Here is a 24,103-nt window from a genome sequence, read left to right on the forward strand (position 1 = left end):
GCGTTTGCGTAGGATATAGAAAGATATAAAAGGGAGGTAAAGGTATGCAGCATCAGCGATTTGTTTCAACTTTTTTTCCTCCTGGTAGCGGAGGACCATTCCCAGGGCAAGGAGGTCCCGGATATCCACCAGGTCCCCCAGGAACGCCAGGAGGAGGTCCGCCAGGATGGGGGCCGTTCCCTGGACACGACGGTCCCGGATATCCGCAGCCGGGTCCACCAGGGGGCGGCGGCTCACCAGGACAAAGTGGAGAACCACCAGGTCCGCCACCCGGGAATCCACCACAACTTCAATCAGTAGGTGCTTTCGCTGTTGATCCTGGGGCGATTAATGGATGCTTATTTCGATACACGTATTTACGATTAAATAATGGGGATCAGTTTTGGTTTTATCCCACGTTCGTAGGAAGAAACTCCGTTGCTGGTTATCGTTGGTTTATCTTTAGGTGGGTTTATTTTGGCATTGATACGAGAAGAATCAGTGCATTTCAATGTGTATAAAGAAGAAAGAAAGAAGAGAAATCATTTTCTCTTCTTTTTATTTTGAAAACAGGAGCAATTAAGATGATTAGTGAGGATATGGAAGAATTTCTAGCACTGATTACGCTTAACAACGTTCAAACGCCTTCTTGATACATAATCTTAGCTAACGCTGTTTGCGAAAAAAACGCTATCATCCTATCATATAAAAGGGTTAAGAAAATACAGTTCAATTTGAAAATATTGGTTTCGTTTAAATCCAAGCGGGTAAAAGAAAAGCGAACACCAATGTTATAAATCAAATAAAGGAGGAAGACATGGAACAGTCATCAGTATTGACTCTGCAAAAACCGACTGTTGAAGATGGTGCTGCGATGTGGGAACTAGCTGAAACGTCGACACTTGATTCAAACTCCGTTTACAAGTACATTATGATGTGCGAATATTTTGACGAAACGTGTATTGTTGCACGTGAAGGTAACGAAGTTGTTGGTTTTATTACCGCATTTATCCCGCCAAAACAGCCGGATACACTGTTTGTTTGGCAAGTGGGGGTAGCAGAATCCCAAAGAGGTAAAGGACTTGCTTTGGATCTATTGGAACGACTCATCGAACGAGATGTTTGTAGAGACGTTAGATATGTAGAAGCAACCGTTACACCTTCTAATAAAGCTTCTCAATCACTATTTAAGAAACTTGCTCGTAGCCAAGGCACAGCTTGTAACATTTCTGATTGTTTTGGAGAAGAACTATTTCCTGGTGATAACCATGAAGAAGAAAAAACGTTTCGCATTGGACCAATTAAAGGTTAAGAATTTAAGGAGGAAAACCGTGAATAAAACAGATATGAAGATTTTTGAAGAAAGAGAATCTGAGGTAAGAAGCTATTGTAGAAGCTTCCCGACTGTATTTACGAAAGCTAAAGGTTCGACAATGTGGGATGAAGAAGGCAACGAATACATTGACTTTTTTGCAGGTGCCGGGGCACTCAATTATGGTCATAATGATGAGAATATGAAAAAAGCGCTTGTTGACTATATTATGAGTGATGGCATGACCCACTCACTTGACATGGCGACTACCCCAAAAGCAAACTTCTTAACAGCTTTCAATGAGACGATTTTAAAACCAAGAGGCTTAGACTATAAAGTTATGTTTCCTGGGCCAACCGGAACGAATACAGTAGAAGCTGCATTAAAACTAGCGCGTAAAGTAACAGGTCGCACAGATATTATTAGCTTTACGAATGGTTTCCACGGAATGACGATAGGCTCACTCTCAGTCACTGGTAATGCGTTTAAGCGAAAAGGCGCAGGTATTCCACTCACTAATGTTGTAACGATGCCGTATGACAATTTTCTTACGGAAGAACTAGATACACTTGACTATCTTGAACAATTCCTCACTGAAGGTGGTTCAGGAGTAGATATCCCAGCAGCAGTTATTCTTGAAACCGTCCAAGGTGAAGGTGGCGTCAATGCTGCGCGTACGGAATGGTTACAGCGATTAGAGCGTATTTGTAAAGAACATGACATCTTAATGATTATTGATGATGTGCAAGCAGGAATTGGGCGAACTGGATCTTTCTTTAGCTTTGAAGAAGCCGGATTGAAGCCAGATATTGTTTGTTTATCAAAATCCATTGGCGGATATGGTTTGCCGTTAGCATTAACATTATTTAAACCAGAGTTAGACATTTGGGATCCAGGTGAGCATAACGGTACGTTTAGAGGAAATAATCATGCCTTTGTTACGGCAACCGTTGCGTTAGACTATTGGAAAACACCGGATTTTCAAGAATCAATTCAGAGAAAGGCCGAGCTTGTGAATCAATTCCTTACTACGATTGTTGAAAAATACCCAGAATTAAAAGGAACCGTGAAAGGAAGAGGTTTAATGATGGGCATAGGATGTGGCGAGCCAGCTATAGCAGGTAAAATTGCGGCTGAAGCATTCTCTAGAGGTCTCATTATGGAAACAGCAGGTTTTGAAGATGAAGTGTTCAAATTGTTCCCTGCGGTGACCATCTCAGAGGACAAGTTAAAAGCTGGTCTTGCTATTATTGAAGAGAGTGTGCGAGCGTCTCTAGGCGTTAAAGAACCGATTCTAAATTAATTTTTTGTAGGAGGTCTTTCAAATGAAAGTTGTAAAGCTAGAAGATATTTTAAATACAGAACGTGATGTTGATGGCGGTAACTGGAGAAGTCAGCGAATTGTCGTTGAAAAAGACGGAATGGGTTACTCGCTACACGATACCCAAATCCGTGCCGGTACAGAAACACACCTATGGTATAAATATCATTTGGAGTCAGTTTACATCATTGAAGGTGAAGGCGAAATTGAAACGATTAAAGACGGGAAGATTTGGCCTGTGAAAAAATTTGAGTGCTACGTATTAGACGAGCACGATGAGCATTATTTACGTGCTACAACGGATATGCGCATGGTTTGCGTATTTAATCCGCCAACGACTGGAGAAGAAATTCATGATGAAGACGGTGCTTACCGTTTACCAGAGCATATGCAAAAATAAAACGAGGGGTATTCCCTCGTTTTTTGATTTCTAACAAGACCTCATTGATTTCGATGAGCCACTGATCGGTTTCCTCCATATAAGAGGTATGCAGAAAAAACTACCTAGCTGCTTAGCCAGGTAGCGAGGAAAGGAGCTTATTCTTCTTTTTCTTTAACCTCAATCTCTTCGTTGTATCGACCCGTTCGTTTAATTTCAAAGTTACGAAAGAGTACATACATAGAGATGCCGTTAAGACCAAGCACCATAAAGGATAGCGCAAGGAATAGGAAAAACTCGACTCCGCCAAACATAGCATAAAACATGGTGATGGCACCAATTACAATGTTAAGAATGCCTAAAGCCATCATCCAACCCCATTGATTGACGTCCCATTCTTTTAATTGAAGCGAACCTGAGATACGAAGAACGCCGGAAAAAATAAGCCACATCGCTAAGAAGAAAATAACAGCAATGATGCCAACAAAGGCGTTAATTAAGATGAGAATACCCAAGATAAAGGATAAAATTCCATCTGCCAGCACCCACCCTGATTGTTTAATCTCATTACGGTCAAGGATGTACGTCATGGTCGTGATAATTCCGCTCACGAGCATAATGACACCTAACCCAATTGTAAATGTGAGCAATGTTGTTGCTGGGAAAATTAAAGCAGTAAAACCAAGTACAAAGAAAGCAATGGCAACGACCATGAGTAATGTACGTAAATAAGTTTGTTGCATGAGAACGCGTTCCTCCTTCTTAAATCTAAGATGTCTTTTTACATGTTCGATCAAATCTATAAGTATATCTACCCAGTAAGAAAGGAGATCTAAACTTGTGAAAAAGTGAACAATTTGTTACAACGTTTTTGAAGTAGTTAAAGAGGTCATTTTATTGAATTCGCAATGGTTCGTGATCAAATTTATAAATAAACGAATGAATTTCATAAGAGAAAGTAGTAATCATATTTACGAATGATAACAGCAATGCCGTATGTAATATTCGTTTTATTTAATGGCGACGACTCCAACGGGAATAGTACGTGTCCGAAGACAATGAAGCGTTTTTTGCGGAATGGCTGAGGCCGTGCCTGAGGAAAGCGTACGCCATTTCAAAAAGAACGTACGTCTTTTTAGAATCAATTTTTAATAACGATATTCATTCAATTGTTAAGCTTTTCTTAAAAGTGAGCGCATAACATACAAGTGAGTGTCTGAAACGATATACTTGGAATAAGGCTATTTAAAAGAAAGGGATGACAGAAATTGACAGCCATTTATGGACATCGTGGAGCAATGGGGATCTATCCAGAAAACACGCTACCTAGCTTCAAAGAAGCATTAGCGAATGGTGTTGAGGGAATTGAATTAGACGTTCAATTAACGAAAGATAATGAGTTTGTCGTGTTACACGATCCTACCGTTGATCGTACAACAAACGGTACAGGTATTGTGAGTGAGATGTCACTCGAAGAAATAAAGCGTCTTAGTGCAGGGGAACCGTTCACACATTTGAAGGATTACAACGAAAATTGGATGAATATTTCCATCCCAACTTTAGAAGAGGCACTCATGATGATGGTACCTTATCAGATCGAAGTGAATATTGAACTGAAGCCGAATCTGTCGGAAAAAAAGGGAGTGGAGAAAGCGTTACTGGACGCTGTGCAACCATTTACAGAAGATTTAACGATTAACTACTCTTCGTTTCATCTTCCATTATTGAAACGGATGCGTGAAGTAGACGAAAAGGTAGAACTTGCATGGTTAGTAAAGCATGACGTTCCTTATCCAATTGATTATTTAAAGACTTATCACATTGATCTGTTTCACATTTCTAAGAAAATAGCACTTGCTGAACACTCTTCGTTTGAAAAAGCAAGGATTCTGCAGCAATCTCGGGTGTGGACTGTAAATGATGAAGAAGAGATGAAGACCATCATACAAAAAGGCGTAAAAGCCATTATGACAGATTTCCCAAAAGTTGCACTCGATTTAAGGAAGCAGCTAGCTCTATGAGCTAGCTGCCATTTTTTATCCATCTGAAAATGAAAAGTTAAAGCGTACGGAGTCACCTACTTGGTTACCAGAGTGGTCTCGTGCTCCGGAAAAAACACCATAGATCGAGTAAATATCTGTAACAGAAATGGATCCATCCAGCATGTACAAGAGTGAGACCCGTTGCGGGGTAGAGTCTTCTAACGCATCATACCCAACGCCTAAGCCGCTGAACATCGAGTGAGGGTGGAATTCGTGCCCGCCGCTTTCAAGAACGAGCAACGGAGCTGTATTTAGCAGTGCTGTGCTTCCTGTGTTTTGTAAGACAAGATCTACTTGTATAAACTCAACATGATCGCCTGCAACTCCAGCAAGATCGGGTTCGGTTACCTCGCCACTTACTAACTGAATTTGATCAAGTTGATATAAGAGTGGACCCGATTGATAAGGTCCTAATTTTGTCCGTTGTTTATGTATCGTATAAGTGCCTGTCTCGTGGTGAATCGTTTCGCCAACTTCGCCGTAGACAGTAGGAGAAGCTGGATAAGGATCGCTTACCGGAGTTTCTGTAATAGCCTTAGTCTGTGGCTCTTCCTCAGATTGGTCGTTCTCAGATTCTGACGTTGTCTCTTCTTCGGAAACATTCTCTTCACTCTCGCTTTGTTCTGCTGCTCCGTCTGTTGCTTCATCTGAAGTAGATTCGCTTTCATTTTCCTCTGACTTTTCAATCTCCTCCTCTCCATCTTCTTTATCGTTTTCCTCTGTCTCTGTATCTTCTTCCTTATCTGTGTTTTTTTCTTCTAACTGCTCGAGCCATTCCTCAGCGAGGACAGCCATTTGATGTGACTGTTCAAAGTACAGTTTTTGAGACAGTTCCTCGCCATTATGGGATTCTCCTGAATTCGAACAAGCGGTTAATAGAAAAAACGTCAGCGTGCCGCACGCTATATAAGAATGTTTCTTCTTCATAGAACACCTCGCCTTTCTCTTTAACAGTACCAGTCAGTGAAAGCTGTTACAAGGTTAGGCTTGTCGTTTCAATTGAGAGTACGAAGCAGGCTTGTATGAAATCCTCTTCTGAAATGAAAAAAGTGGACGTATACGTGCCAAATTTTTTACGAAACAGAAAGATGTGAAGAAAGTCTAAGGAAAAAAGATTGTTGTTCCTGTTTTTATATGGATATTATTCATCTATAATGACTGCGAAAAAAGGCTTCAATGCCATCGTTCGTAAGTGAATCCGTAAAAGATTAGTAGTTATAAAGATGTGTATCATTTAGCACGCGTAGATTCTTTAATAATGAAAGACCTATGTCAATAGACCTTTGTTTTCTTGATGAATACATTTTGAAAAAGAGGTAGAAGAGTCCTCATACATGAATTTCTTTCTTTTATTAAACAAAAGATCCATAAAACGGTATGACAGAATGAGTGTAGACTTTATAACTATGGTGTCCGGACTATTGAAACGGTTTTCATTAAGGGGTATTCTCTCATAGTGTATAGGACACAGGGGGAGTTTTTATAAGATGACGAGACTATCTAGAGTAGAAAAAATCAGAATAGAAAAACGAGATCATCGTATTAAGTTAACGCGTACAGGCGTGATTACGACGTTTGCATTAGGGTTAGCTGGATGTGTGCAGGCATCGGCACAAGGGGAGCTCATGCCAACCAATCAAAGCATACCACTTAGTCAAAAAGACATCGCTCAATGTGAAAAAGAAACTCATCCAAATTACTTATATTCTATGTATAAGTATGATCGACTCGACCACGAAATTAAAGTATACGGATTTAAAAACACGAATAACGAAAAAACAGACAAATGGACCTTCACAAGCGATAAGCAGCCTGGTACGCTTGAGGATCAATTTCCTAAAAATCATCATGAAGTTGAGGAAGAAGTGGCAACTTCTATCGGGTCATTCACAACAAATAGTGAATCTGATCTCATACAAGAAGAACGGTCTGAACCGTCTAAAGAAGCCATTTTAAAAGTGCCCCCGTTAAACGTACGAGATCAGGATCAGCTACATGAGAAAGAGAACAAGGAGAATTTAGGTGAAGACAATCAATTGGGTATTGAGCAAACGGAAAACATTCAAGAAGCGACAGCAGTTAAAGATTCGAACAACGAACTTGATCAGGAACAATCGAAGCCATTGGTCAAGTGGAACAACCACGGAAAAGTCGTTTATGTAGAACAAACACGTTTTGCGATTGAGACAGAGTATGGAGATAAATGGTTTGTTGTTGATGAAACGGAAAAGATAAACCAGCTTAAACCAAATATGGCGGTTAGCGTTTATTATCAAGAGGTCGATAATATGAACGTTGTAACAGACTTTTTTATTACGTATAAACCTGAGGATAAAACGGAAGAAGAGATTTTGGAAGGAACCTACCTTTCATATGCCGATGATAATCAGAAAGCGATTCGCGTCTATATTCCTCATCAAGAAATTATTTACGATCTAGCACCATCCTTATATGATATGACTCTTTATGAATATGGAACACCTATTATGTTTACAACGAAACTAGATGAAGAAGGCAGGCTAATCGTTACATCGATTAACGACGTTTCATCTTAACGCTGGTTTACAAGCGAAAGGAATGTTCGTGAGTGATGTCGTTGTGCTCATGAACATTCTTTTTCAGCCATGGCCATTAATCATTTTTGATTGTAATCAAACCAATAAGCTAAATATTTGTACTCGCCCCATTTGTCGTATACGGTTTCTAATTCTTTTTTTGAAGGCGCTACGCCTTGAAAATACGTTTGAATGACGTGCTTTTTGTATTCGGAATCTACTGGAACGCCGTCATACTGACCAATAATCATGGCTAATGAATTTCGTGCATAGGGGCCAACACCTTTGATCTCTTTAAACACATCAGCCGAAGACGTGTTGAGATAACGTTCTGGCTGGTTGAGTATTTTTTCTGCAGCATCGAGAATGTAGCGACTGCGGTAACCAACTCGAACATACTTCTGCAAAAATGACTCGCCTGCATCTTTAATCCTTTCAGGAGATGGAAACGTATAGAACGTTCGACCAAACCCACTTGTTCGATCGCCTAGTTGAATCGTCAACAGTTCGCTCATCTGGATCGTTTGCTGCCAGCGCGTATTTGTTGTAAAGAGAACCTTTATCATATCCTCAAATAACGAAGGAGAGCGGAGTAACCGTCCTCGTTTATGTTCTTGTAGAAACGCTAATTCTTGATAGGTTTCACAAAGTGTATAGAACGGTTGGAACACTTCGTTTAATCGAAACATCCAGCTCACTTGATTCCTTACCTCTTCTTGTTCCAATTCAGTCAAATCGATGTTGACGTCAACGCACAAATTCATCGCGACCATTGAAATTTTCACGACAACAATTTTGTTTGTTTCTAACACAAGCGGCCGGTAAAACGATTCTTTTTCTGCATCCCAGTAACTGGGCGCTAACATCCACCAACCATGAGAAGTAACCGCATCTTTAAAATCAAATGGCTCTTGAATCGAAATTTGCATATAAACCTCCAATCTTATGTGACGCCTAAGTCTGTACGCCAACTCCCTTGTTGTTTTCGAATACTAACAATTTGACCAACGTGATACGCATTATGAAGGGTGAGATGGGTAAGGTCGGTCATTGCCTCAGTAAAATCTTCTTGTTTTGCTTCGGTGACGGCATCACGCCACTTGAGCATTAATTCATTCAAATACGCTTGGGCCTCAGGCCATAAACGTTGATTATTTATATTGAACGTATCCGCTATGGAGTCAACAGGCTCACGGTGTACAGATACCCCTTTAAATCGATCTAAATAGCGCTCATTATAAAAAATTAAATGCTCCACAATTCCCCAAATATTATTTGATTGATCTGAACTTGTCCACGCCGCTTCGTCGGGTGTGACGTCTTTAACCGCATCGTTTAATGGGACGAACCAGCCTTGTTGATCATGAATGACACCGAGCTGAAGAAGAATGAACTCTCTCGTGCTCATATGAACCCCTCCTAAATAGTGCGTGTCTTTAGTTTTTTGCCATTATAGCACGAGAATAGAATGAATAGCGCGAAAGATTCGATTCCTTTCTGAGATTCAACTACACTAGAAAAAAGGAGGGAAGCAACATGAACTTACATTTAAACGAAAAGGTTGTTATTGTGTTAGCAGCTAGTAAAGGATTAGGACGAGCTGTTGCGGAAAAGTTTGCGGAAGAAGGTGCCCAGGTTGTGTTAGCGAGCAGGCGTTCAGATGAGTTGAAAACGGTGGCAGACGACATTGCTAAGCGTACAGGAAATCCGAATCTTTATACAAAACCATGCGATATTACAAAAGGAGAAGACATCAAACAACTGGTAGCCTATACGGTTGATACGTTAGGAAAAGTGGATGTACTTGTAAATAATTCTGGCGGTCCTCCAGCCGGTGGAATTGAGCAATTTACGGATGAAGACTGGCAACGGGCTTATGAATTAAATCTATTAAGCTATGTTCGAGCGATTCGAGAAGTTGTTCCGCATATGCGTGCGCAAGGTGGTGGTCATATTGCGAACATTGCATCGTCTTCTATTAAGCAAACATTAGATTCACTATTGCTATCTAATACGTTTCGAGCTGGTGTGGCAGGGCTTTCCAAGAGCTTATCTCAAGAACTTGCGAAAGACAAGATTTTAATTAATACAATTGGCCCAGGGAGAATTGCTACAGACCGGCTAATTGAACTAGATGACATAAAGGCAGAGCGCCTTCAACAGTCACGAGAAGAGGTAAGAATGAAAGAAGAACAGTCGATTCCACTAGGGCGCTATGGGACCCCGGAAGAGTTTGCGAATCAAATCGTCTTTCTTTGCTCCGGAGCGAATACCTATGTGACTGGACAGTCGTTGATAGTGGATGGCGGACTCGTAAAAGCTCTATGAAAACATGAATAAAGCTACTCACGTCTTGCAATAAAATAAAGCTGAGGTCAAATTAATCTTTTAAATCAATGAAAATCGGGTATAGAGTCATAAGTCGATATACTAGAGAAGGAGAGATTATAAAAATGGCTAATACAAAAGTAGCGGTAATCTACTATAGTTCAACAGGAACAAACTATCAACTTGCACAGTGGGCGAAAGAAGCAGCTGAGGGAAATGGTGCGGAAGTGAAACTAGTAAAATTTCCAGAACTAGCTCCAGATCAAGCGATTGATTCAAATCCAGCATGGCGTGAACATATTCAAGCGACGAAACATATACCAGAGGTTACGGCTGACGATATGCTGTGGGCAGATGCCTATATTTTCAGCGTGCCATCTCGTTTTGGCGTAGTTCCTGGACAAGCGAAGCAATTTTTTGATACATTAGGCGGGCTTTGGGGCCAAGGCAAGCTTGCTAATAAAGTTGTAAGTGGCATGGCTTCTGCAGCGAATGCGCATGGTGGCCAAGAGCAAACGATCTTATCCCTTTACACCACAATGTATCATTGGGGTGCCATTGTTGCTTCACCAGCTTACACAGACCCTGTTACATTCGCAGCAGGTGGAAACCCTTATGGAACAAGTGTAACGGTCGATGGAGATGGAAAAATGGTCGAAGATGTGAAAGAAGCTGTAGAACACCAAGCGAGACGCACAACGTCCGTTGCGAAGGCAATTGTAGAAGGGTTAAAGTAAGCCGAAGTATAGGAAGTTCTAATGAGAATTAGAGCTTCTTTTTTTATGAACAAAACGCTTGACCTATAGTGAACTCCAAGAGCTATGATCGGATAAACGCTGCCACCATCATCGGAAGAATGACGTTATAGGATCTGAAGATGAGGGAATGGTTCATACAAGCGTTATAAAAAGCAATCTGCTGAAGGAGGCATTTTACAAATGAATGTAAAAGCAAGAGCAGTGACTGGTCCAACAGAAGCATTTGAAAAGACAGAGATTTCACGCAGAAACCTTGCTCAACATGATGTACTAATCGAAATTAAATATGCGGGGATTTGTCACTCTGATATCCATACAGCGAGAGGTGAGTGGGGCGACGTTCATTATCCTTTAGTTCCTGGGCACGAGATTGCTGGGATTGTGGCCGAAGTGGGAAGTGACGTCACTTCTTTTAAAGTAGGCGATCGCGTCGGTGTCGGCTGTATGGTCGATTCTTGTGGGAAGTGTGTAAGCTGTCGTGAAGGAGAAGAGCAATACTGTGAGGAAGGAAATATTCAAACCTATGGTGGAATTGATAAGTATGGGGAGCATACGCAAGGTGGCTACTCGACGCACATTGTTGTAACAGAAGGGTTTGTTTTGCGCATCCCAGATTCTATTCCTTTTGATGCTGCGGCACCACTTCTTTGTGCAGGCATTACCACATATTCTCCGTTAAAAAAATGGCAAGCCGATGCCGGGAAAAAAGTGGCTGTCATTGGTCTTGGTGGACTAGGTCACCTTGCAGTGAAAATCGCACATGCCATGGGAGCGGAAGTAACCGTCTTATCACAAACATTAAAGAAAGAACAAGATGGTCTGGCGTTTGGCGCAAAAGATTATTATGCCACGAGTGATCCAGAAACATTAACAAAGCTTGCCGGTTCCTTTGATTTAATTATTAATACGGTAAGTGCAAAGCTTGATATGAGTGCTTACTTAAATCTATTAGCTTTAAACGGCACATTAGTAAATGTCGGTGCACCTAGCGAGCCGTTAGAGGTGAATGCATTTTCACTCATTAGTAAAAGAAGATCCTTTGCTGGTTCAATGATTGGTGGCATTCAAGAAACACAAGAAATGTTGGATTTCTGTGCAGAGCATAACATCCTCCCAGAAATTGAAGTCATTTCAGCTGATCGTATTGATGAAGCGTACGAACGTGTACTTGAATCAGATGTTCGCTACCGCTTTGTTATTGATACAAGCACGATTTAAAAAGAGCTGAAGAAAGACTGTATATGATAAATCAAGTCAAACATTCATAAGAATGGCGGCGACTTCGCTAGAAAGCATATAGATGAGTCACTTGGACATGCCGAGTGACTCACATGTGCTTAGGGTCGTCTTCTGTTGTATGAAGAAAACAGTTCTCATGCTTCTACAATATAAGATTCTTTCTTTCTTCTTATGTCTTGAAGATCAGCTAGTAACTCCTGCTCCATTTGATTTAGTCGCGTTAAGACCGCCTTCACTTCTTTTAAGAGGGACGAGGCTTTGTCGTACGAATCTCTTATTTCTCCATGAACCATCCAATCAACGATTAACCCATCAAAGAAATAATCGGCAAATGTAAGAAATCCATCGATTCGAATATGAAAAGAGGTAAATTGATTGACGTCTTTCAGCTCTTCTTCCAACTTTCTTAACAAACGTTGAACGTAATGAATATCAGATTTTGCATCATCTACATAGCTATGTTTGAACGCAGTTGTGAGAAATCCGCCTCCAAACATGTCGGCAGTAGACCAATCACTCGCCTTATCCAGAGATTGAAGGGTTTGCTCTAAAGCTTCTTTTGCTTGAAGTCCGATGTCTTTTGCTTCTAGCACTTCATTCATTTGTACCTCGGCTGTTGAGGCAGCCTCAATTAGAGCGTGCAAAGCTTTATGATTCTCTGTTAAAAGATGTTGTTTCTTCTGTTGAATTAAGTCTTGGTACTCATCCTCTGGTGTACCTAACGTATCTAGATATACATGGATCTCTTGAAGTTCCTCGCGTAAATCGTTAATGGTTGCTTCAGCCTCTTCGTATTTCAACTGAGCTTTAAGCACATGCTCTAATCGTTCGTCTATCTTTTCAGCTTTTCTTCCTGTAACTGTGTGAATTAAATTAGAAAATGTTAAGCCTTTTAAGCGATCCACATTCTCTTGTTTTTCCGTTAAAACTTCTTTTAAACTCTCCGCTTCTTGTTTTCTTTCTTCTAAATAAAGCATAATCCGAGTCTCATGTCCTCGCCATTTCTTGTATAGTCGCATGCGGTCCTTCACATCAGTAAAGGCTTTTTCGTAATCTTTCACGTGTTAATCCCACCTTTCCTTCTATAGAAAACGTATTAAATAAGAAAAAGTTTCATTCCAACGTGCAAACCTGATCCAAAAACAAGAATTTGACATATTGAAAGGCAGCTGAAAGGGTCATGTTCTTTGATGTTCTTGCGTAATTTAATAAAGGATATGGAAGCGTTCTAGCGAAACGTTATGTATAGCGAAGTGTAGAAGGAGTGTGAAAGGATGAAAATAGGTTTAAGTTCATACAGTTTAGTTCAGGCGCTGAATGATGGGCGATTAACAATTCTTGAAGCAATTGATTGGGTGAAAGAGCAAGGTGGGACTCATATGGAGCTCGTCCCTTATGGCTATACCGTTGTAGACAACTATGATTTAGCGAATCAAATTAAAGAACGAGCGGATAAGGCAAGTATTGAACTTTCTGCGTATTGTATGCCAGCAAATTTCATCCAACCGACGCAGGCGGCTTTTGATGAAGAAGTGGAGCGAATTAAAGCGCATGTTGACGTCGTACACCATATGGGAATTCAAATCTTGCGCCATGATGTAACGGCGTTTTCAATGAAGCCTGAGGAGATGTCCATTCACTATTTTGATGATCATTTTGAAAAAATGGTTTTAGGGAGTCAACTCATTGCAGATTATGCAAAACCTTTAGGCATCACGACCACAATTGAAAATCATGGCTTTAACGTGCAGTCCAGTGACCGGGTTCAACGGATGTTACGTGCGGTGAATCGAGATAATTTTAAAACAACCTTGGACATTGGCAATTTCTTGTGTGCGGATGAAGACCCGTTAGTCGGAGTGAAGAAAAATCTTCCTTACGCGGCTACTGTTCATTTCAAAGATTTTTATATTCGACCATATTATGAGAACCCTGGTGAAGGGGCGTGGTTTAGAAGCTCAAATGGCCATTATTTGCGTGGCGCAATTCTAGGTCATGGCGAATTACCAATTCGAGAGATAGTCCGACAACTTAAAGTAGCAGATTATGATGGTTACTTAGTTATTGAATTCGAAGGAATGGAAGATTGTTTTCTCGGCTCGCGCATTAGCATGAATAACTTAAAGCGACTTTGGGATGAAGTAACGGTAGATGGCTGGAAATCAGTAGAAGGAGCGAGAGCGTAATGATGAATGTCGTTGTGATTGGATTAGGCTCAATTTCAGAAATGCATATTAAGTCCTATCAGAAAAATCCAAGCGTTTCGTTAGTCGGATTATGTGATAAAAATCAAACAAGGGCACAGGAAAAAGCAGCTCATTACGATGTGAAGCACGTATTTACTGAGCCTGAAGAAGTGTTTCAAAACCCAGAAGTGGATGCAGTTAGCATCTGTACTTGGAACCAGACACACGCGGATCTAGCCATTCGAGCGTTACGTTCTGGAAAACATGTGTTAGTTGAAAAGCCGATTTCGATGACTGTGGCAGAAGCGGAAAAAGTTCAAGCTGCTGTGAAGGAATCAGGGAAGATGTTACAAGTTGGATTCGTTCGAAGGTTTGGAACAAACGCACAAGTATTAAAATCATTTATTGATCAGGGGAAGCTCGGAGATATTTATTATGCAAAAGCATCTTTGTTAAGAAGGCTTGGAAATCCAGGAGGCTGGTTTGCTGATAAAGATCGATCAGGAGGCGGACCGTTAATCGATTTAGGTGTACACATTATTGATAGCTGTTGGTATTTAATGGGCAGGCCAAAAGTAAAGTCGATTACAGGACATGTCTACGATCAATTAGGAAATCGGAGTAACGTTCAGAATCTATCATTCTACAAAACGGCTGATTACGATGCATCTTTAAACACGGTGGAAGATTTAGCGAACGCCGTTATTACGTTTGAGAACGGTAGTTCATTAATGGTCGATGTTTCCTATTCCCTCCATACGAAAAAGGATCAACTTGCCATGCAAGTGTTTGGCACAAAAGGTGGAGCGGAGCTTGAACCTGAATTAATGCTTGTAATGGAAGAAAACAACACGATCTTAAATGTTGAACCACAAATCGATCATCGCACCTTTGATTTTGATAATGCTTTTCAAAAACAGATTGATTCATTCGTGGAAGCATGTCTAACGGGCGGTCCCTCTCTAGCACCTGTAGAAGACGGATTAGAGATTATGAGAATTCTCGAAGGCATTTACCAAGCATCTGCACAAAGAAAGCCTGTTCAATTATAGAGAGGAAGAACCTAGTTCTGCATGATTCAAGTGAACTAGGTTCTTTTTTGAGGATGGTTAAACAAACGTTTAATTAAATGCCATTGAACAATCATCCACGAACAACATGAGAGATGGAAGGATTTAGCCATTTCATAGCGAAACGTTACTGTATAGTAGGTGAACAAAAAGGCTTTATTGTTCTAAGGGGGAAAACCATTGAATTCGAACCGAATTGTCATTCGCCATGTGAAGCAGCTTGTGACAACTGAATCGTCACGTGCGTTAAAAGGTCGAGAGATGGAAGAGAATCTTCAAGTAATTGAAGATGGAGGCATATGGATTGAAAACGGTGTCATCAAAAAAATAGGCTCCGATCGGGATGTCTGGAAAGCGGTATGTGATCACGGGCAAACGAAGCTAGTAACCTCCATTGATGCAAGTCAGCATCTTGTTACACCTGGACTTGTAGACCCTCATACTCACCTCGTATTTGGAGGGAGTCGAGAAGATGAATTTGAAATGCGTCTAAAAGGTGCGGCATATATGGATATTATGAATGCCGGTGGCGGAATTCACCGAACGACCTCAGCAACGGCGGCAGCGACAGAGGAAGAGTTGATTGCGCAAAGTAAAGAAAGGCTAGATACGTTTTTGCGTCATGGGGTTACGACCATTGAAGCGAAGAGTGGGTATGGGTTAACGCTTGAACATGAACGGAAGCAATTACAAGTGGCGGCTTATTTGAACCAAACCCATCCGATTACCATTGTATCAACGTTTATGGGTGCCCATGCTGTTCCAAAAGAGTTTAAAGAGGACAGTGACCGGTTTGTTGATATCCTCGTCAATGAAATGATTCCAGCGATTGCTTCAGAAAAGTTGGCTAGGTTTAACGATGTTTTTTGTGAAAAAGGCGTGTTCACGCCAGCGCAGTCCAAACGTATCTTAGAAGCCGGAAAAGAGTATGGACTGATTCCAAAAATTCATGCAGACGAAATTGTTTCTTACGGTGGGGCAGAACTAGCGGCTGAAGTAGGCGCGATCTCAGCAGATCACTTATTGAAGGCATCGAATGAAGGGATTGAAAAAATGACTGCTGCAGATGTCGTAGGGGTCTTGCTCCCGGCAACAGCATTCTTCTTAATGGAGTCGCCAGCAAACGCAAGGAAAATGATTGAAGCAGGTATGGCAGTGGCCTTGTCGACAGATCGAAACCCTGGTTCAAGCCCAACAGAATCGATGCCATTTGTGATGAACTTGGCGTGTTTAACAATGGGAATGACGCCCAAAGAAGTAATTACCGCTTCAACAATAAATGCGGCTAGTGCGATTGGTGAAGAGCAGCGTGTAGGTAGTCTCGAAGTTGGAAAACAGGCAGACCTTGTTTTTTGGAATGCACCAAACTATACGTATTTGCAGTATCATGTAGGCGTTAATATGGTCGATAAAGTGTTCAAAGAAGGAAAACTCGTCGTCAATAACGGAGTCGTCATTTAAACGATTAGGAGGCAGTTCCTATGGAAAAACAAACAGCTCGACAAGCGATTCAAGCCCCTCGTGGGAAGGAAATGCAATGCAAAGGGTGGGCGCAAGAAGCTGCGATGCGGATGTTGTTAAATAATTTAGATGCAGAGGTAGCAGAAGAACCAGAAAATTTGGTTGTCTATGGAGGAATAGGTAAAGCTGCTCGTGATTGGGACAGTTTTGACCAGATTATCGCATCGCTAAAAGAATTAGAAAATGATGAAACGTTGCTGATTCAATCCGGAAAGCCAGTAGGGATGTTTCGTACCCATGAAGCTGCACCGAGAATCTTAATCGCTAATTCGAACCTTGTTCCAGCGTGGGCGACATGGGATCACTTTTATGAATTAGAAGATAAAGGATTAATGATGTATGGCCAGATGACTGCTGGTAGCTGGATTTATATTGGCGCACAAGGCATTTTACAAGGAACGTATTTGAGCTTTATTGAAGCTGGTAAAAAAGCATTTGGTAGTTCGGATTTATCCGGGCGCTTTATTGTAACAGGTGGAATGGGTGGGATGAGTGGTGCTCAACCGCTAGCAGGGAAAATGGCCAAAGCCGTCATTCTCGTTGTGGAAGTAGATAAAGCTCGAATTGAGCGCAAGATTAAAGAAGGTTACTGTGATTTTCTCGTTGAAGATTTGAATGAAGCACTGAAATTGGTAGAAACGTATACGGCTAAGCGAGAACCAGCTTCTATCGGGCTCGTTGGAAACTGTGCAGATGTTCTTCCTGAGTTGGTGCGCAAAGGGGTTACGCCTGACTTTGTTACCGACCAAACCAGTGCCCATGATCCGATCAATGGCTATATTCCAAATGGATTATCGGTACAAGAGGCGAGTCATTTGCGGATAAATGATCCAAAAGGATATGAGAAACGCTCGATTCAAGCGATGGGAGTCCATGTTCAGGCAATGCTCGATTTGCAAAAAGCAGGAGCCGAAACATTTGATTACGGAAATAATATTCGTGCCTATGCAAAACAAGCTGGCGTTGACCATGCGTTTGATTTTCCAGGATTTGTTCCAGCCTATATTCGACCGTTGTTTTGTGAAGGGAAAGGGCCGTTTAGGTGGGCTGCACTATCTGGAAATCCAGAAGATATTTATAAAATGGATCAACTCGCAATGGACATGTTTCGCGATGATGAAGGGCTCGTCAACTGGATTGAAATGGCGCAAAAAATGGTGAAGTGGCAAGGGTTACCTGCTCGAATTTGTTGGTTCGGTTATGGGGATCGCGATCGTTTTGCCTTACGAGTCAACGAGATGGTTGCAAGTGGTGAACTGGAAGCACCAATTGTTTTTGGTCGTGATCATCTTGATTGTGGATCAGTGGCGTCACCAAATCGAGAAACAGAAGGAATGAAAGACGGAAGTGATGCTGTGGCAGACTGGCCCATTTTAAATGCGTTAATTAACACGGCTGGTGGAGCAAGTTGGGTTAGCGTCCATCATGGAGGTGGCGTAGGGATGGGGTATTCGCTCCATGCTGGTCAAGTGCTTGTCGCAGATGGAACGCAAGCAGCGAAGGAACGAATTGAACGTGTGCTCGTTTCTGATCCTGGTATGGGGATTGTGCGCCACGTTGATGCAGGTTATGAGCGGGCAAGTGAAGTAGCCAAAGCGAAAGGTGTCCATATTCCAATGCAGCAAGGGAGCGACATATGAAACAAACAACGATAAAAATAAATCGTGCACGACTAGAAGCTTCGATCCACGAACTTGGTCAGTTTGGTATAAATAAGGACGGGGGCTTAGATCGAACAACATTTACGGAAGCAGAATTACAAGCAAGAAATTGGTTGAAGCAACAATTAGATCAACTGTCGCTAAATGTTTATACAGATGAAGCTGCAAATATTTGGGCAAAAAGGTCTGGAAAACACCAGAAGAGCATTGTGTTTGGTTCACATATTGACACGGTTCCAAACGGTGGAAAATATGATGGTGCTCTTGGTGTTTTGATGGCATTAGAAGTGTTGCGAACGCTCGATGAAAGTGAAATCGAAACGAATCATCCTTTTGAATTGGTTTCTTTTAGTGCGGAAGAGCCCAATCCATTTGGCTTATCTACTTTCGGAAGTCGAGCGATTTCTGGCAAATTGACGAAGAACGATTTAGAGGGTGTTCAAGATTCAAACGGAACACGGCTTGTTGAGGCTCTCGCACGAGCTGGTGGAGATGCGCAGCAATTTGAAAACTGTTTGCGAAATGTGAATGATTTTGTAGCATATCTCGAAGTGCATATTGAGCAAGGAAAACGTCTTTTGCATGCAGAGGTGCCAATAGGAGTGGTTACTGCTATTACAGGGATTTACCGTGAACACATTACGGTAAAAGGGGAATCGAATCATGCTGGAACGACCGTCATGGTCGATCGTACAGATGCCCTTGTTGCGGCAGCGGAATTGGTTATTTCTTTGAATGAAATTTGTACACGATTTCCTAAGGAGGAGCTGGTTGGGACTGTTGGTCAAATGCATGTTCATCCAAACGCAACAAATATCATTCCTGGTGAAGTCACCCTGACTGTTGAAATCCGTGGGGAAACAGAAGAGGATATTCAAGCTGTGCGGAAGGAATTCGAAGCGAAAAAAGGTCAATTGGAACAACGCTCAAATATCCAATTTTCAACAGAAATCATGCTGGATCAGTCACCTGTACCAATGAGCAATCATGTAATCAAAGTGACAGAACGAGAGGCGGAACAGGCTGGACGATCCTCAATGCGATTGGGTAGTATGGCTGGTCATGATGCTGCTCATATGGCTTCGTTAACCCCATCTGGAATGATTTTTGTACCAAGTATTGATGGGAAAAGTCATTGTCCTGAAGAAGAGAGTTCAATGGATGATATTGAACATGTGGCAAACGTTTTTCTGCGTACACTTCTAAGCCTTGATGAGGGAGGGGAAGAAAGGTGAAACAGCTATACCATGCAGGTTCCGTTTATGTGGATGAGGAATTTAAACAAAAGTATTCGCTCTTGATCGATGATGACAAGATTATAGACATGGGTCTAACGAGTGCGCTAAAAGAAACGTATAAAGATGTTCAGGAAGTGGACTGGCTAGATAAAGCCATTCTTCCTGGAACAATTAATGCTCATAACCATTCGTTTCAGAGCCTTCTAAGAGGAATTGCAGTTGATCGTCCTTTTCTGGAATGGCGTGATCAAGCTCTTTATAAATATACTCCGTACCTTGATGCAGAAGCGGTCTATACTGGAGCTCTTTTTGCCTTTGGAGAAATGTTGAAGTATGGTGCCACCACGGTAAGTGATTTTTTCTACGTTCATAATCAAGGTATCGAAACGGACGAGGCGGTCATTCAAGCGGCGAATGATGTAGGGATTCGACTGGTTTTTGCAAGAACGATGTACGACTGGGATGGCTCACCAAAGAGCTACCAAGAAACGGTTTCTGAAGCAGTGAATCGAACAAGAGAACTGGCCATTAAATACCAAGGTCATTCGATGGTTGATATCCATCCAGCTCCTCATAGCCCTCATGCCGCTTCTCCAGAAATGATTCAAGCCGGGCATAAACTGGCAAAAGAACTTCAAACCCCTTTTCATATCCATGTGTCAGAAGAGATGTTTGAAGTGGAAGAGACACTAGAGAAATACAATAAAAGACCTGTTCATTATTTAGACTCTTTAGGTGTGTTAGACGACAGTATGATTGCGATCCATCTTGTCTGGCTAGATAAAACAGAAATTGAACTACTAGGAAAGAGAAAGATCGGTCTTGCATATTGTCCATCTAGCAATATGTTTTTATCTGATGGGGTTACCAATATTCCTGACCTTGTTCAATCAGGTGTACGTGTTAGCCTTGGAAGTGACGGTGCCTGTAGCAATAACCGAATAAGTGTGTTTGAAGAAATGCGAATGTGTTCGCTCCTTCAAAAAGTAAATAAGTTAGATGGTACGTGCGTCACTGCTAAACAGGTATTTGACATGGGTACGAAAACTGGAGCGGAATTATTAAGAGTAAATGCCGGGGAGCTTGCAGTCGGCAAAAAAGCAGATTTTGTATCCTTAAAATTGAACGATTTATCTCTTGCTCCAAAACGAGAGCTTTTTGCAAATGTCGTTTATTCAATGCAACCAACAGCGATCTCTGATGTCATCGTAGCTGGCAAGACAGTGGTTTCAAGCGGAACACTAAAAACGGTGTCTGAAACCACGATTGGAAAGAAAATCGATCAATTGTTTCAAAAATGGGATTGAGTCATTGAAAAAGCGTAAACGTTGGAGGATGATCCAAACGTTACGCTTTTTTGGTTAATATTTGATCGTCTTAATCTTCTACAACAGGCTGTGTTTCTCGTCGAAATAATCGTCTTTTTGGTGCTTTCTTTTTTATATAGCCACCTTGAAAATTTCTAGTTTCAAAGGAGACGACAAATGCATCAGGATCGCATTCATTGACGATGGCTAAAAATTCGTGCTCTCGATCTCTTCTGGCTGTGCAATCAAGACGGACTCGGATTGATTCAATCCCTTCGACTGTTGTCAGTGCTACACTGAAATCTGCATCTCGAAGTCGGTCGATAAGTGGTTTCTGGTGGAAAGAAGTATTCACTTGAAGCGACACATAGCCAATCGCCAGCCGTTCCTCCACGATGGAACCGAGGTACATGCCAAGGCCAAAGCCAATTGAATAAGCAACCATGTTGAGATAATTGGAGAGGTCGCTAAACACGATTGATAGTGAAATGACATGAACGGCTCCTTCAAGAGTTGCGAACAAGGCAGACCTTTCTTTTTCACCTTTCACCATCATTAGTGTTCGTAATACAACTAGGGGAACATAAAGCAGTTGTGCGCCTAAAATGAGCATAGGTTGTAAAAGCATATTTTTTCACCTCGCGAAAATAGTGTGTGAGTGTGAAGAAAAATTATGCATGAAGAGGAAAATTAAGGAGAAATCGACATGATCTGATGGATTATTTCCGGGGGAATAAAAAAAGGAGTATGAAGCCAATGTTTGTCGAATCAATAAGAAAAAGCGAGAGTCGTGTTTTGACCCTCGCTTACTATTTATGTGACATCTTTAAAGATTTCTTTCTTAATGTTGTTTCGCATCTCATAAATGTTCGTAATGATGACTTTTGCAACGGCGTAGGTAGGAATCGCAATAATCATGCCAATGAAACCTGCAATATTGCCTGCCGCAAGAACAAGGGTAATAACGGTAAGTGGGTGTACGCTCAGTTTTTTCCCCATAATATTAGGTGTAATCAAATTGCTTTCTGCTTGCTGCACCGCTAACGTAATGACAGAAACCCAGATTGCCAAGACCGGGTCTTGAATAAGTGCAATGATAAAAGCAGGGAAGAACGCAAGCCAAGGACCTAGAAACGGAATCATGTTTAAGAGAAACGCGAGTAGCGCGAGCAATAATGCGTATTCTAAGCCAACGATTGTATAGCCGATGAATAGTAAAATTGCCAAAATGAGCGCGGCTAGTACTTGTCCTTGCACATAACTTTTTAATGCAAAGTCAACTTCGTTTAAGAGTTTTGTTACCCATTTCTTTGTTTCCCCTTTGAAATATTGAACAATTGCTGGGGCGAAACGATGGTGATCTTTAAGCATGAAGAAAAAGAAAAACGGGACAAGGATTAACGTTAATATGGTTGTGACAGCACCACTTAAAAAGGAGATAATGTAACCTGATCCTACAATGATAATATCTTCAAGGGAATCAAGTAACGAACCAATGGTTTCTTCAAAGTCAAAAGGCACGTTTCCATTGTCATTAATGTAATGCATAACGAATTGTTCCAGTTGTTGAAAAATGACTGGAGCATTTTGAATCAGTTTGTTGGCCTCTTGAATGAGTGGATCTAAAATAAATGACGATCCTATTACTAACATGGCACCAACAAGAACGAGGATACTTAAAGCAGTCGCCCATTGAGGTAGTCGCTTCAGTAATAATTTTTGCAACGGCTCTGTGATATAAAATAAAAGACCGGCTATTAGCACGGGTATTAATATTGTTGTGACAACAATAAGAATTGGTTCAAATAGCCATTGAACCTCTACCAAATTCTTTACAATAAGAATAAGTAAGAGGATGCCAATACCTAATTGAAACCATAATTTATTAAGCATTAAAAGTACACTCCTGATAATGTAAGTTCGTATGTTTCTATTATAGCGTGAATAGAAGCGTAGAATCTGACAGATTTGTTAATATCATTATTTTACTACATTGTTGCTTATCTAGATCTGAAGTATACACGATAACGTAACGTTATAAGCAATAATAAATGAATGAACCAGTTAAAAACGCTTTAAAGAAGAACATCTATGTAGAATGATTCAGACAATCTTACGAGCCATTGTCTTAGATTTATGCAAAAACCACCTGTCGTGAAACAGGTGGGAAAGAGCCATTCAATATGACGAGTTAAAATTCTTCATATTCATTTGGGTTTTGATTGTCAATTCGCCCATCGGCTCGAGTGAGGCTGCTAATTTTGTCCATAGCCTTTTGATCAAGTTCAAAATCAAAGATTGAAAGGTTTTCAATTTGTCTCGACACATTTGAGGAACGGACAAGTGGAAGGGCTCCTAACTGGATTTGCCAGCGTAAAATAATTTGCGCCTTAGTTTTTCCATAGGAATCTGCGATGTCATCAATTGTAAGGTCGCTATATACACTGTTGGAACGAAGGCGGCCGAGCGGACTCCAGCTTTGCGTCACGATGCCTAATTTCTTATCGTACGCTCTCTGTTCTTCTTGAGAAAAATAAGGGTGAAGCTCGCTCTGGTTTATACTCGGTGTTACGCCTGTTTCGTTAATAATTTGATCAAGGTGTTCAGGTAAAAAGTTACTAACCCCAATAGAGCGAATGAGGCCCCAGCGTTTTGCGTCAATCAGTGCTTGCCACGCTTCCACAAATAACCCTTGTTTTGGGTTCGGCCAATGAATCAAGTAGAGGTCAAAATAATCAAGTCCTGTTCGAAGCAAGGACTCTTGAATGGTCTCAATGGCTTTGCCGTAAGCATGGTGTCGACCAGGAAGCTTAGAGGTAATGCGCAGATGTTCGCGTGGAACGGAACTACGACGAATGGCCTCCCCGACAGCACCTTCATTCTCATAATTAAAGGCTGAATCAATCAAATGGTAGCCGACGTCAATGGCGCTTTGAATCCCATGAACACAAGCATGGCCATTGAGTTGAGCTGTGCCATAACCAATGGAAGGAACGAGTAACCCATCATGTAGCATACGTGTTGGAATTGAATCTACCATTCTATCACTCCTATCTCTTATTTATCTTAGTCTAGCATTTGAATATAGGGACGTCTAATGAGAAGATTGTGATTAGGCAGAAATTTTATCGATTTGAATGGATTTCATATTAACTAGTAATCGTCATTTTACAAATGGTAATAGAAATATCATTTAAAGTATTCGAC

At 41.2% G+C, this 24,103-nt stretch carries 23 protein-coding genes; 15 read left to right on the forward strand and 8 right to left on the reverse strand.

Going from position 1 to position 24,103, the window contains the following annotated elements; genetic code table 11:
* Positions 1–44: 44 nt before the first annotated feature.
* The 4 genes from ABC361_RS01930 to ABC361_RS01945 all read left to right on the forward strand — a co-directional run bounded on the left by ABC361_RS01930 (position 45) and on the right by ABC361_RS01945 (position 3,012).
* Positions 45–500 (forward strand): hypothetical protein, encoded by a 456-nt coding sequence (locus ABC361_RS01930; RefSeq protein WP_413072408.1) that lies wholly within the window; start codon positions 45–47, stop codon positions 498–500.
* A 296-nt stretch (positions 501–796) separates the two neighbouring features.
* Positions 797–1,291, forward strand: a complete 495-nt coding sequence (ectA, locus tag ABC361_RS01935) for a diaminobutyrate acetyltransferase (protein ID WP_413072409.1) — start codon at positions 797–799, stop codon at positions 1,289–1,291.
* A 19-nt stretch (positions 1,292–1,310) separates the two neighbouring features.
* Positions 1,311–2,594, forward strand: coding sequence for a diaminobutyrate--2-oxoglutarate transaminase (ectB, locus tag ABC361_RS01940; RefSeq protein WP_413072410.1), 1,284 nt, complete (start codon positions 1,311–1,313; stop codon positions 2,592–2,594).
* Positions 2,595–2,616: 22 nt separating this feature from the next.
* Positions 2,617–3,012: an ectoine synthase gene (locus ABC361_RS01945; protein WP_413072411.1), complete on the forward strand. Its 396-nt coding sequence runs from the start codon at positions 2,617–2,619 to the stop codon at positions 3,010–3,012.
* A 137-nt stretch (positions 3,013–3,149) separates the two neighbouring features.
* On the opposite strand, the gene ABC361_RS01950 is transcribed toward ABC361_RS01945, so the two are convergent.
* A complete protein-coding gene (locus ABC361_RS01950) occupies positions 3,150–3,734 on the reverse strand; it encodes an HdeD family acid-resistance protein (RefSeq protein WP_413072412.1) in 585 nt (194 codons plus the stop codon).
* Between the two features lie 525 nt (positions 3,735–4,259).
* Here ABC361_RS01950 and ABC361_RS01955 point away from each other — a divergent pair.
* Complete coding sequence (locus ABC361_RS01955; RefSeq protein ID WP_413072413.1) at positions 4,260–5,012, forward strand: glycerophosphodiester phosphodiesterase; 753 nt, start codon at positions 4,260–4,262, stop codon at positions 5,010–5,012.
* Between the two features lie 15 nt (positions 5,013–5,027).
* Here ABC361_RS01955 and ABC361_RS01960 read toward each other — a convergent pair whose 3' ends face one another.
* Positions 5,028–5,960 carry a hypothetical protein gene (locus tag ABC361_RS01960; RefSeq protein ID WP_413072414.1) on the reverse strand — a complete coding sequence of 311 codons (933 nt, stop codon included), beginning with the start codon at positions 5,958–5,960 and terminating at the stop codon, positions 5,028–5,030.
* A 560-nt stretch (positions 5,961–6,520) separates the two neighbouring features.
* Here ABC361_RS01960 and ABC361_RS01965 point away from each other — a divergent pair.
* Positions 6,521–7,588, forward strand: coding sequence for a hypothetical protein (locus ABC361_RS01965; RefSeq protein ID WP_413072415.1), 1,068 nt, complete (start codon positions 6,521–6,523; stop codon positions 7,586–7,588).
* A gap of 80 nt (positions 7,589–7,668) precedes the next feature.
* Here the strand turns inward: ABC361_RS01965 and ABC361_RS01970 are convergent, their stop codons facing one another.
* Together ABC361_RS01970 and ABC361_RS01975 are read right to left on the reverse strand one after the other, a co-directional pair.
* A complete protein-coding gene (locus ABC361_RS01970) occupies positions 7,669–8,517 on the reverse strand; it encodes a DNA glycosylase family protein (protein WP_413072416.1) in 849 nt (282 codons plus the stop codon).
* Positions 8,518–8,531: 14 nt separating this feature from the next.
* Entirely contained in the window at positions 8,532–8,996 is a 465-nt protein-coding gene (locus ABC361_RS01975) for a DinB family protein (protein WP_413072417.1), read from the reverse strand.
* Positions 8,997–9,124: 128 nt separating this feature from the next.
* Between ABC361_RS01975 and ABC361_RS01980 the strand changes: the two genes are divergently transcribed.
* The 3 genes from ABC361_RS01980 to ABC361_RS01990 all read left to right on the forward strand — a co-directional run bounded on the left by ABC361_RS01980 (position 9,125) and on the right by ABC361_RS01990 (position 11,892).
* Positions 9,125–9,916 carry an SDR family oxidoreductase gene (locus tag ABC361_RS01980; protein WP_413072418.1) on the forward strand — a complete coding sequence of 264 codons (792 nt, stop codon included), beginning with the start codon at positions 9,125–9,127 and terminating at the stop codon, positions 9,914–9,916.
* Positions 9,917–10,041: 125 nt separating this feature from the next.
* Positions 10,042–10,653 (forward strand): NAD(P)H:quinone oxidoreductase type IV, encoded by a 612-nt coding sequence (wrbA, locus tag ABC361_RS01985; protein WP_413072419.1) that lies wholly within the window; start codon positions 10,042–10,044, stop codon positions 10,651–10,653.
* Positions 10,654–10,854: 201 nt separating this feature from the next.
* Complete coding sequence (locus ABC361_RS01990; RefSeq protein WP_413072420.1) at positions 10,855–11,892, forward strand: NAD(P)-dependent alcohol dehydrogenase; 1,038 nt, start codon at positions 10,855–10,857, stop codon at positions 11,890–11,892.
* A 155-nt stretch (positions 11,893–12,047) separates the two neighbouring features.
* Here the strand turns inward: ABC361_RS01990 and ABC361_RS01995 are convergent, their stop codons facing one another.
* The gene (locus ABC361_RS01995; protein WP_413072421.1) at positions 12,048–12,974 is read right to left on the reverse strand and encodes a hypothetical protein; all 927 of its coding nucleotides are present in this window, start codon (positions 12,972–12,974) and stop codon (positions 12,048–12,050) included.
* Between the two features lie 213 nt (positions 12,975–13,187).
* Between ABC361_RS01995 and ABC361_RS02000 the strand changes: the two genes are divergently transcribed.
* The 6 genes from ABC361_RS02000 (at position 13,188) to ABC361_RS02025 (ending at position 20,896) form a co-directional block, all read left to right on the forward strand.
* Positions 13,188–14,099, forward strand: coding sequence for a sugar phosphate isomerase/epimerase family protein (locus tag ABC361_RS02000; protein ID WP_413072422.1), 912 nt, complete (start codon positions 13,188–13,190; stop codon positions 14,097–14,099).
* Positions 14,100–14,101: 2 nt separating this feature from the next.
* Complete coding sequence (locus tag ABC361_RS02005; RefSeq protein WP_413075701.1) at positions 14,102–15,151, forward strand: Gfo/Idh/MocA family protein; 1,050 nt, start codon at positions 14,102–14,104, stop codon at positions 15,149–15,151.
* 198 nt (positions 15,152–15,349) lie between these two features.
* Positions 15,350–16,630, forward strand: a complete 1,281-nt coding sequence (hutI, locus tag ABC361_RS02010) for an imidazolonepropionase (protein ID WP_413072423.1) — start codon at positions 15,350–15,352, stop codon at positions 16,628–16,630.
* Positions 16,631–16,650: 20 nt separating this feature from the next.
* On the forward strand, positions 16,651–18,330 hold the full coding sequence (gene hutU / locus ABC361_RS02015; protein WP_413072424.1) for a urocanate hydratase: 1,680 nt from the start codon (positions 16,651–16,653) through the stop codon (positions 18,328–18,330).
* Positions 18,327–19,586, forward strand: a complete 1,260-nt coding sequence (locus ABC361_RS02020) for a M20 family metallo-hydrolase (RefSeq protein WP_413072425.1) — start codon at positions 18,327–18,329, stop codon at positions 19,584–19,586. The genes hutU and ABC361_RS02020 overlap by 4 nt, the downstream gene beginning before the upstream one ends.
* Positions 19,583–20,896, forward strand: coding sequence for an amidohydrolase family protein (locus ABC361_RS02025; protein WP_413072426.1), 1,314 nt, complete (start codon positions 19,583–19,585; stop codon positions 20,894–20,896). Before ABC361_RS02020 ends, ABC361_RS02025 begins: the two co-directional genes overlap by 4 nt.
* 70 nt (positions 20,897–20,966) lie before the next feature.
* Here the strand turns inward: ABC361_RS02025 and ABC361_RS02030 are convergent, their stop codons facing one another.
* The 3 genes from ABC361_RS02030 to ABC361_RS02040 all read right to left on the reverse strand — a co-directional run bounded on the left by ABC361_RS02030 (position 20,967) and on the right by ABC361_RS02040 (position 23,936).
* Positions 20,967–21,524 (reverse strand): DUF2179 domain-containing protein, encoded by a 558-nt coding sequence (locus ABC361_RS02030; protein WP_413072427.1) that lies wholly within the window; start codon positions 21,522–21,524, stop codon positions 20,967–20,969.
* Positions 21,525–21,709: 185 nt separating this feature from the next.
* Complete coding sequence (locus tag ABC361_RS02035; protein ID WP_413072428.1) at positions 21,710–22,789, reverse strand: AI-2E family transporter; 1,080 nt, start codon at positions 22,787–22,789, stop codon at positions 21,710–21,712.
* A gap of 298 nt (positions 22,790–23,087) precedes the next feature.
* Positions 23,088–23,936 (reverse strand): aldo/keto reductase, encoded by an 849-nt coding sequence (locus ABC361_RS02040; protein ID WP_413072429.1) that lies wholly within the window; start codon positions 23,934–23,936, stop codon positions 23,088–23,090.
* Positions 23,937–24,103 lie beyond the last annotated feature (167 nt).

It is taken from the genome of Shouchella phoenicis (assembly GCF_047238345.1).
Taxonomy (GTDB): Bacteria; Bacillota; Bacilli; order Bacillales; family Bacillaceae_D; genus Shouchella.

Bases quoted from the DNA above. Each gene is read 5' to 3' on its own strand.
- ABC361_RS01930 (WP_413072408.1), top strand. From the start codon at position 45: ATGCAGCATCAGCGATTTGTTTCAACTTTTTTTCCTCCTGGTAGCGGA.
- ectA (WP_413072409.1), top strand. From the start codon at position 797: ATGGAACAGTCATCAGTATTGACTCTGCAAAAACCGACTGTTGAAGAT.
- ABC361_RS01945 (WP_413072411.1), top strand. From the start codon at position 2,617: ATGAAAGTTGTAAAGCTAGAAGATATTTTAAATACAGAACGTGATGTT.
- ABC361_RS01950 (WP_413072412.1), bottom strand. From the start codon at position 3,734: ATGCAACAAACTTATTTACGTACATTACTCATGGTCGTTGCCATTGCT.
- ABC361_RS01960 (WP_413072414.1), bottom strand. From the start codon at position 5,960: ATGAAGAAGAAACATTCTTATATAGCGTGCGGCACGCTGACGTTTTTT.
- ABC361_RS01965 (WP_413072415.1), top strand. From the start codon at position 6,521: ATGACGAGACTATCTAGAGTAGAAAAAATCAGAATAGAAAAACGAGAT.
- ABC361_RS01970 (WP_413072416.1), bottom strand. From the start codon at position 8,517: ATGCAAATTTCGATTCAAGAGCCATTTGATTTTAAAGATGCGGTTACT.
- ABC361_RS01975 (WP_413072417.1), bottom strand. From the start codon at position 8,996: ATGAGCACGAGAGAGTTCATTCTTCTTCAGCTCGGTGTCATTCATGAT.
- ABC361_RS01980 (WP_413072418.1), top strand. From the start codon at position 9,125: ATGAACTTACATTTAAACGAAAAGGTTGTTATTGTGTTAGCAGCTAGT.
- wrbA (WP_413072419.1), top strand. From the start codon at position 10,042: ATGGCTAATACAAAAGTAGCGGTAATCTACTATAGTTCAACAGGAACA.
- ABC361_RS01990 (WP_413072420.1), top strand. From the start codon at position 10,855: ATGAATGTAAAAGCAAGAGCAGTGACTGGTCCAACAGAAGCATTTGAA.
- ABC361_RS02000 (WP_413072422.1), top strand. From the start codon at position 13,188: ATGAAAATAGGTTTAAGTTCATACAGTTTAGTTCAGGCGCTGAATGAT.
- ABC361_RS02005 (WP_413075701.1), top strand. From the start codon at position 14,102: ATGAATGTCGTTGTGATTGGATTAGGCTCAATTTCAGAAATGCATATT.
- hutU (WP_413072424.1), top strand. From the start codon at position 16,651: ATGGAAAAACAAACAGCTCGACAAGCGATTCAAGCCCCTCGTGGGAAG.
- ABC361_RS02020 (WP_413072425.1), top strand. From the start codon at position 18,327: ATGAAACAAACAACGATAAAAATAAATCGTGCACGACTAGAAGCTTCG.
- ABC361_RS02030 (WP_413072427.1), bottom strand. From the start codon at position 21,524: ATGCTTTTACAACCTATGCTCATTTTAGGCGCACAACTGCTTTATGTT.
- ABC361_RS02035 (WP_413072428.1), bottom strand. From the start codon at position 22,789: ATGCTTAATAAATTATGGTTTCAATTAGGTATTGGCATCCTCTTACTT.
- ABC361_RS02040 (WP_413072429.1), bottom strand. From the start codon at position 23,936: ATGGTAGATTCAATTCCAACACGTATGCTACATGATGGGTTACTCGTT.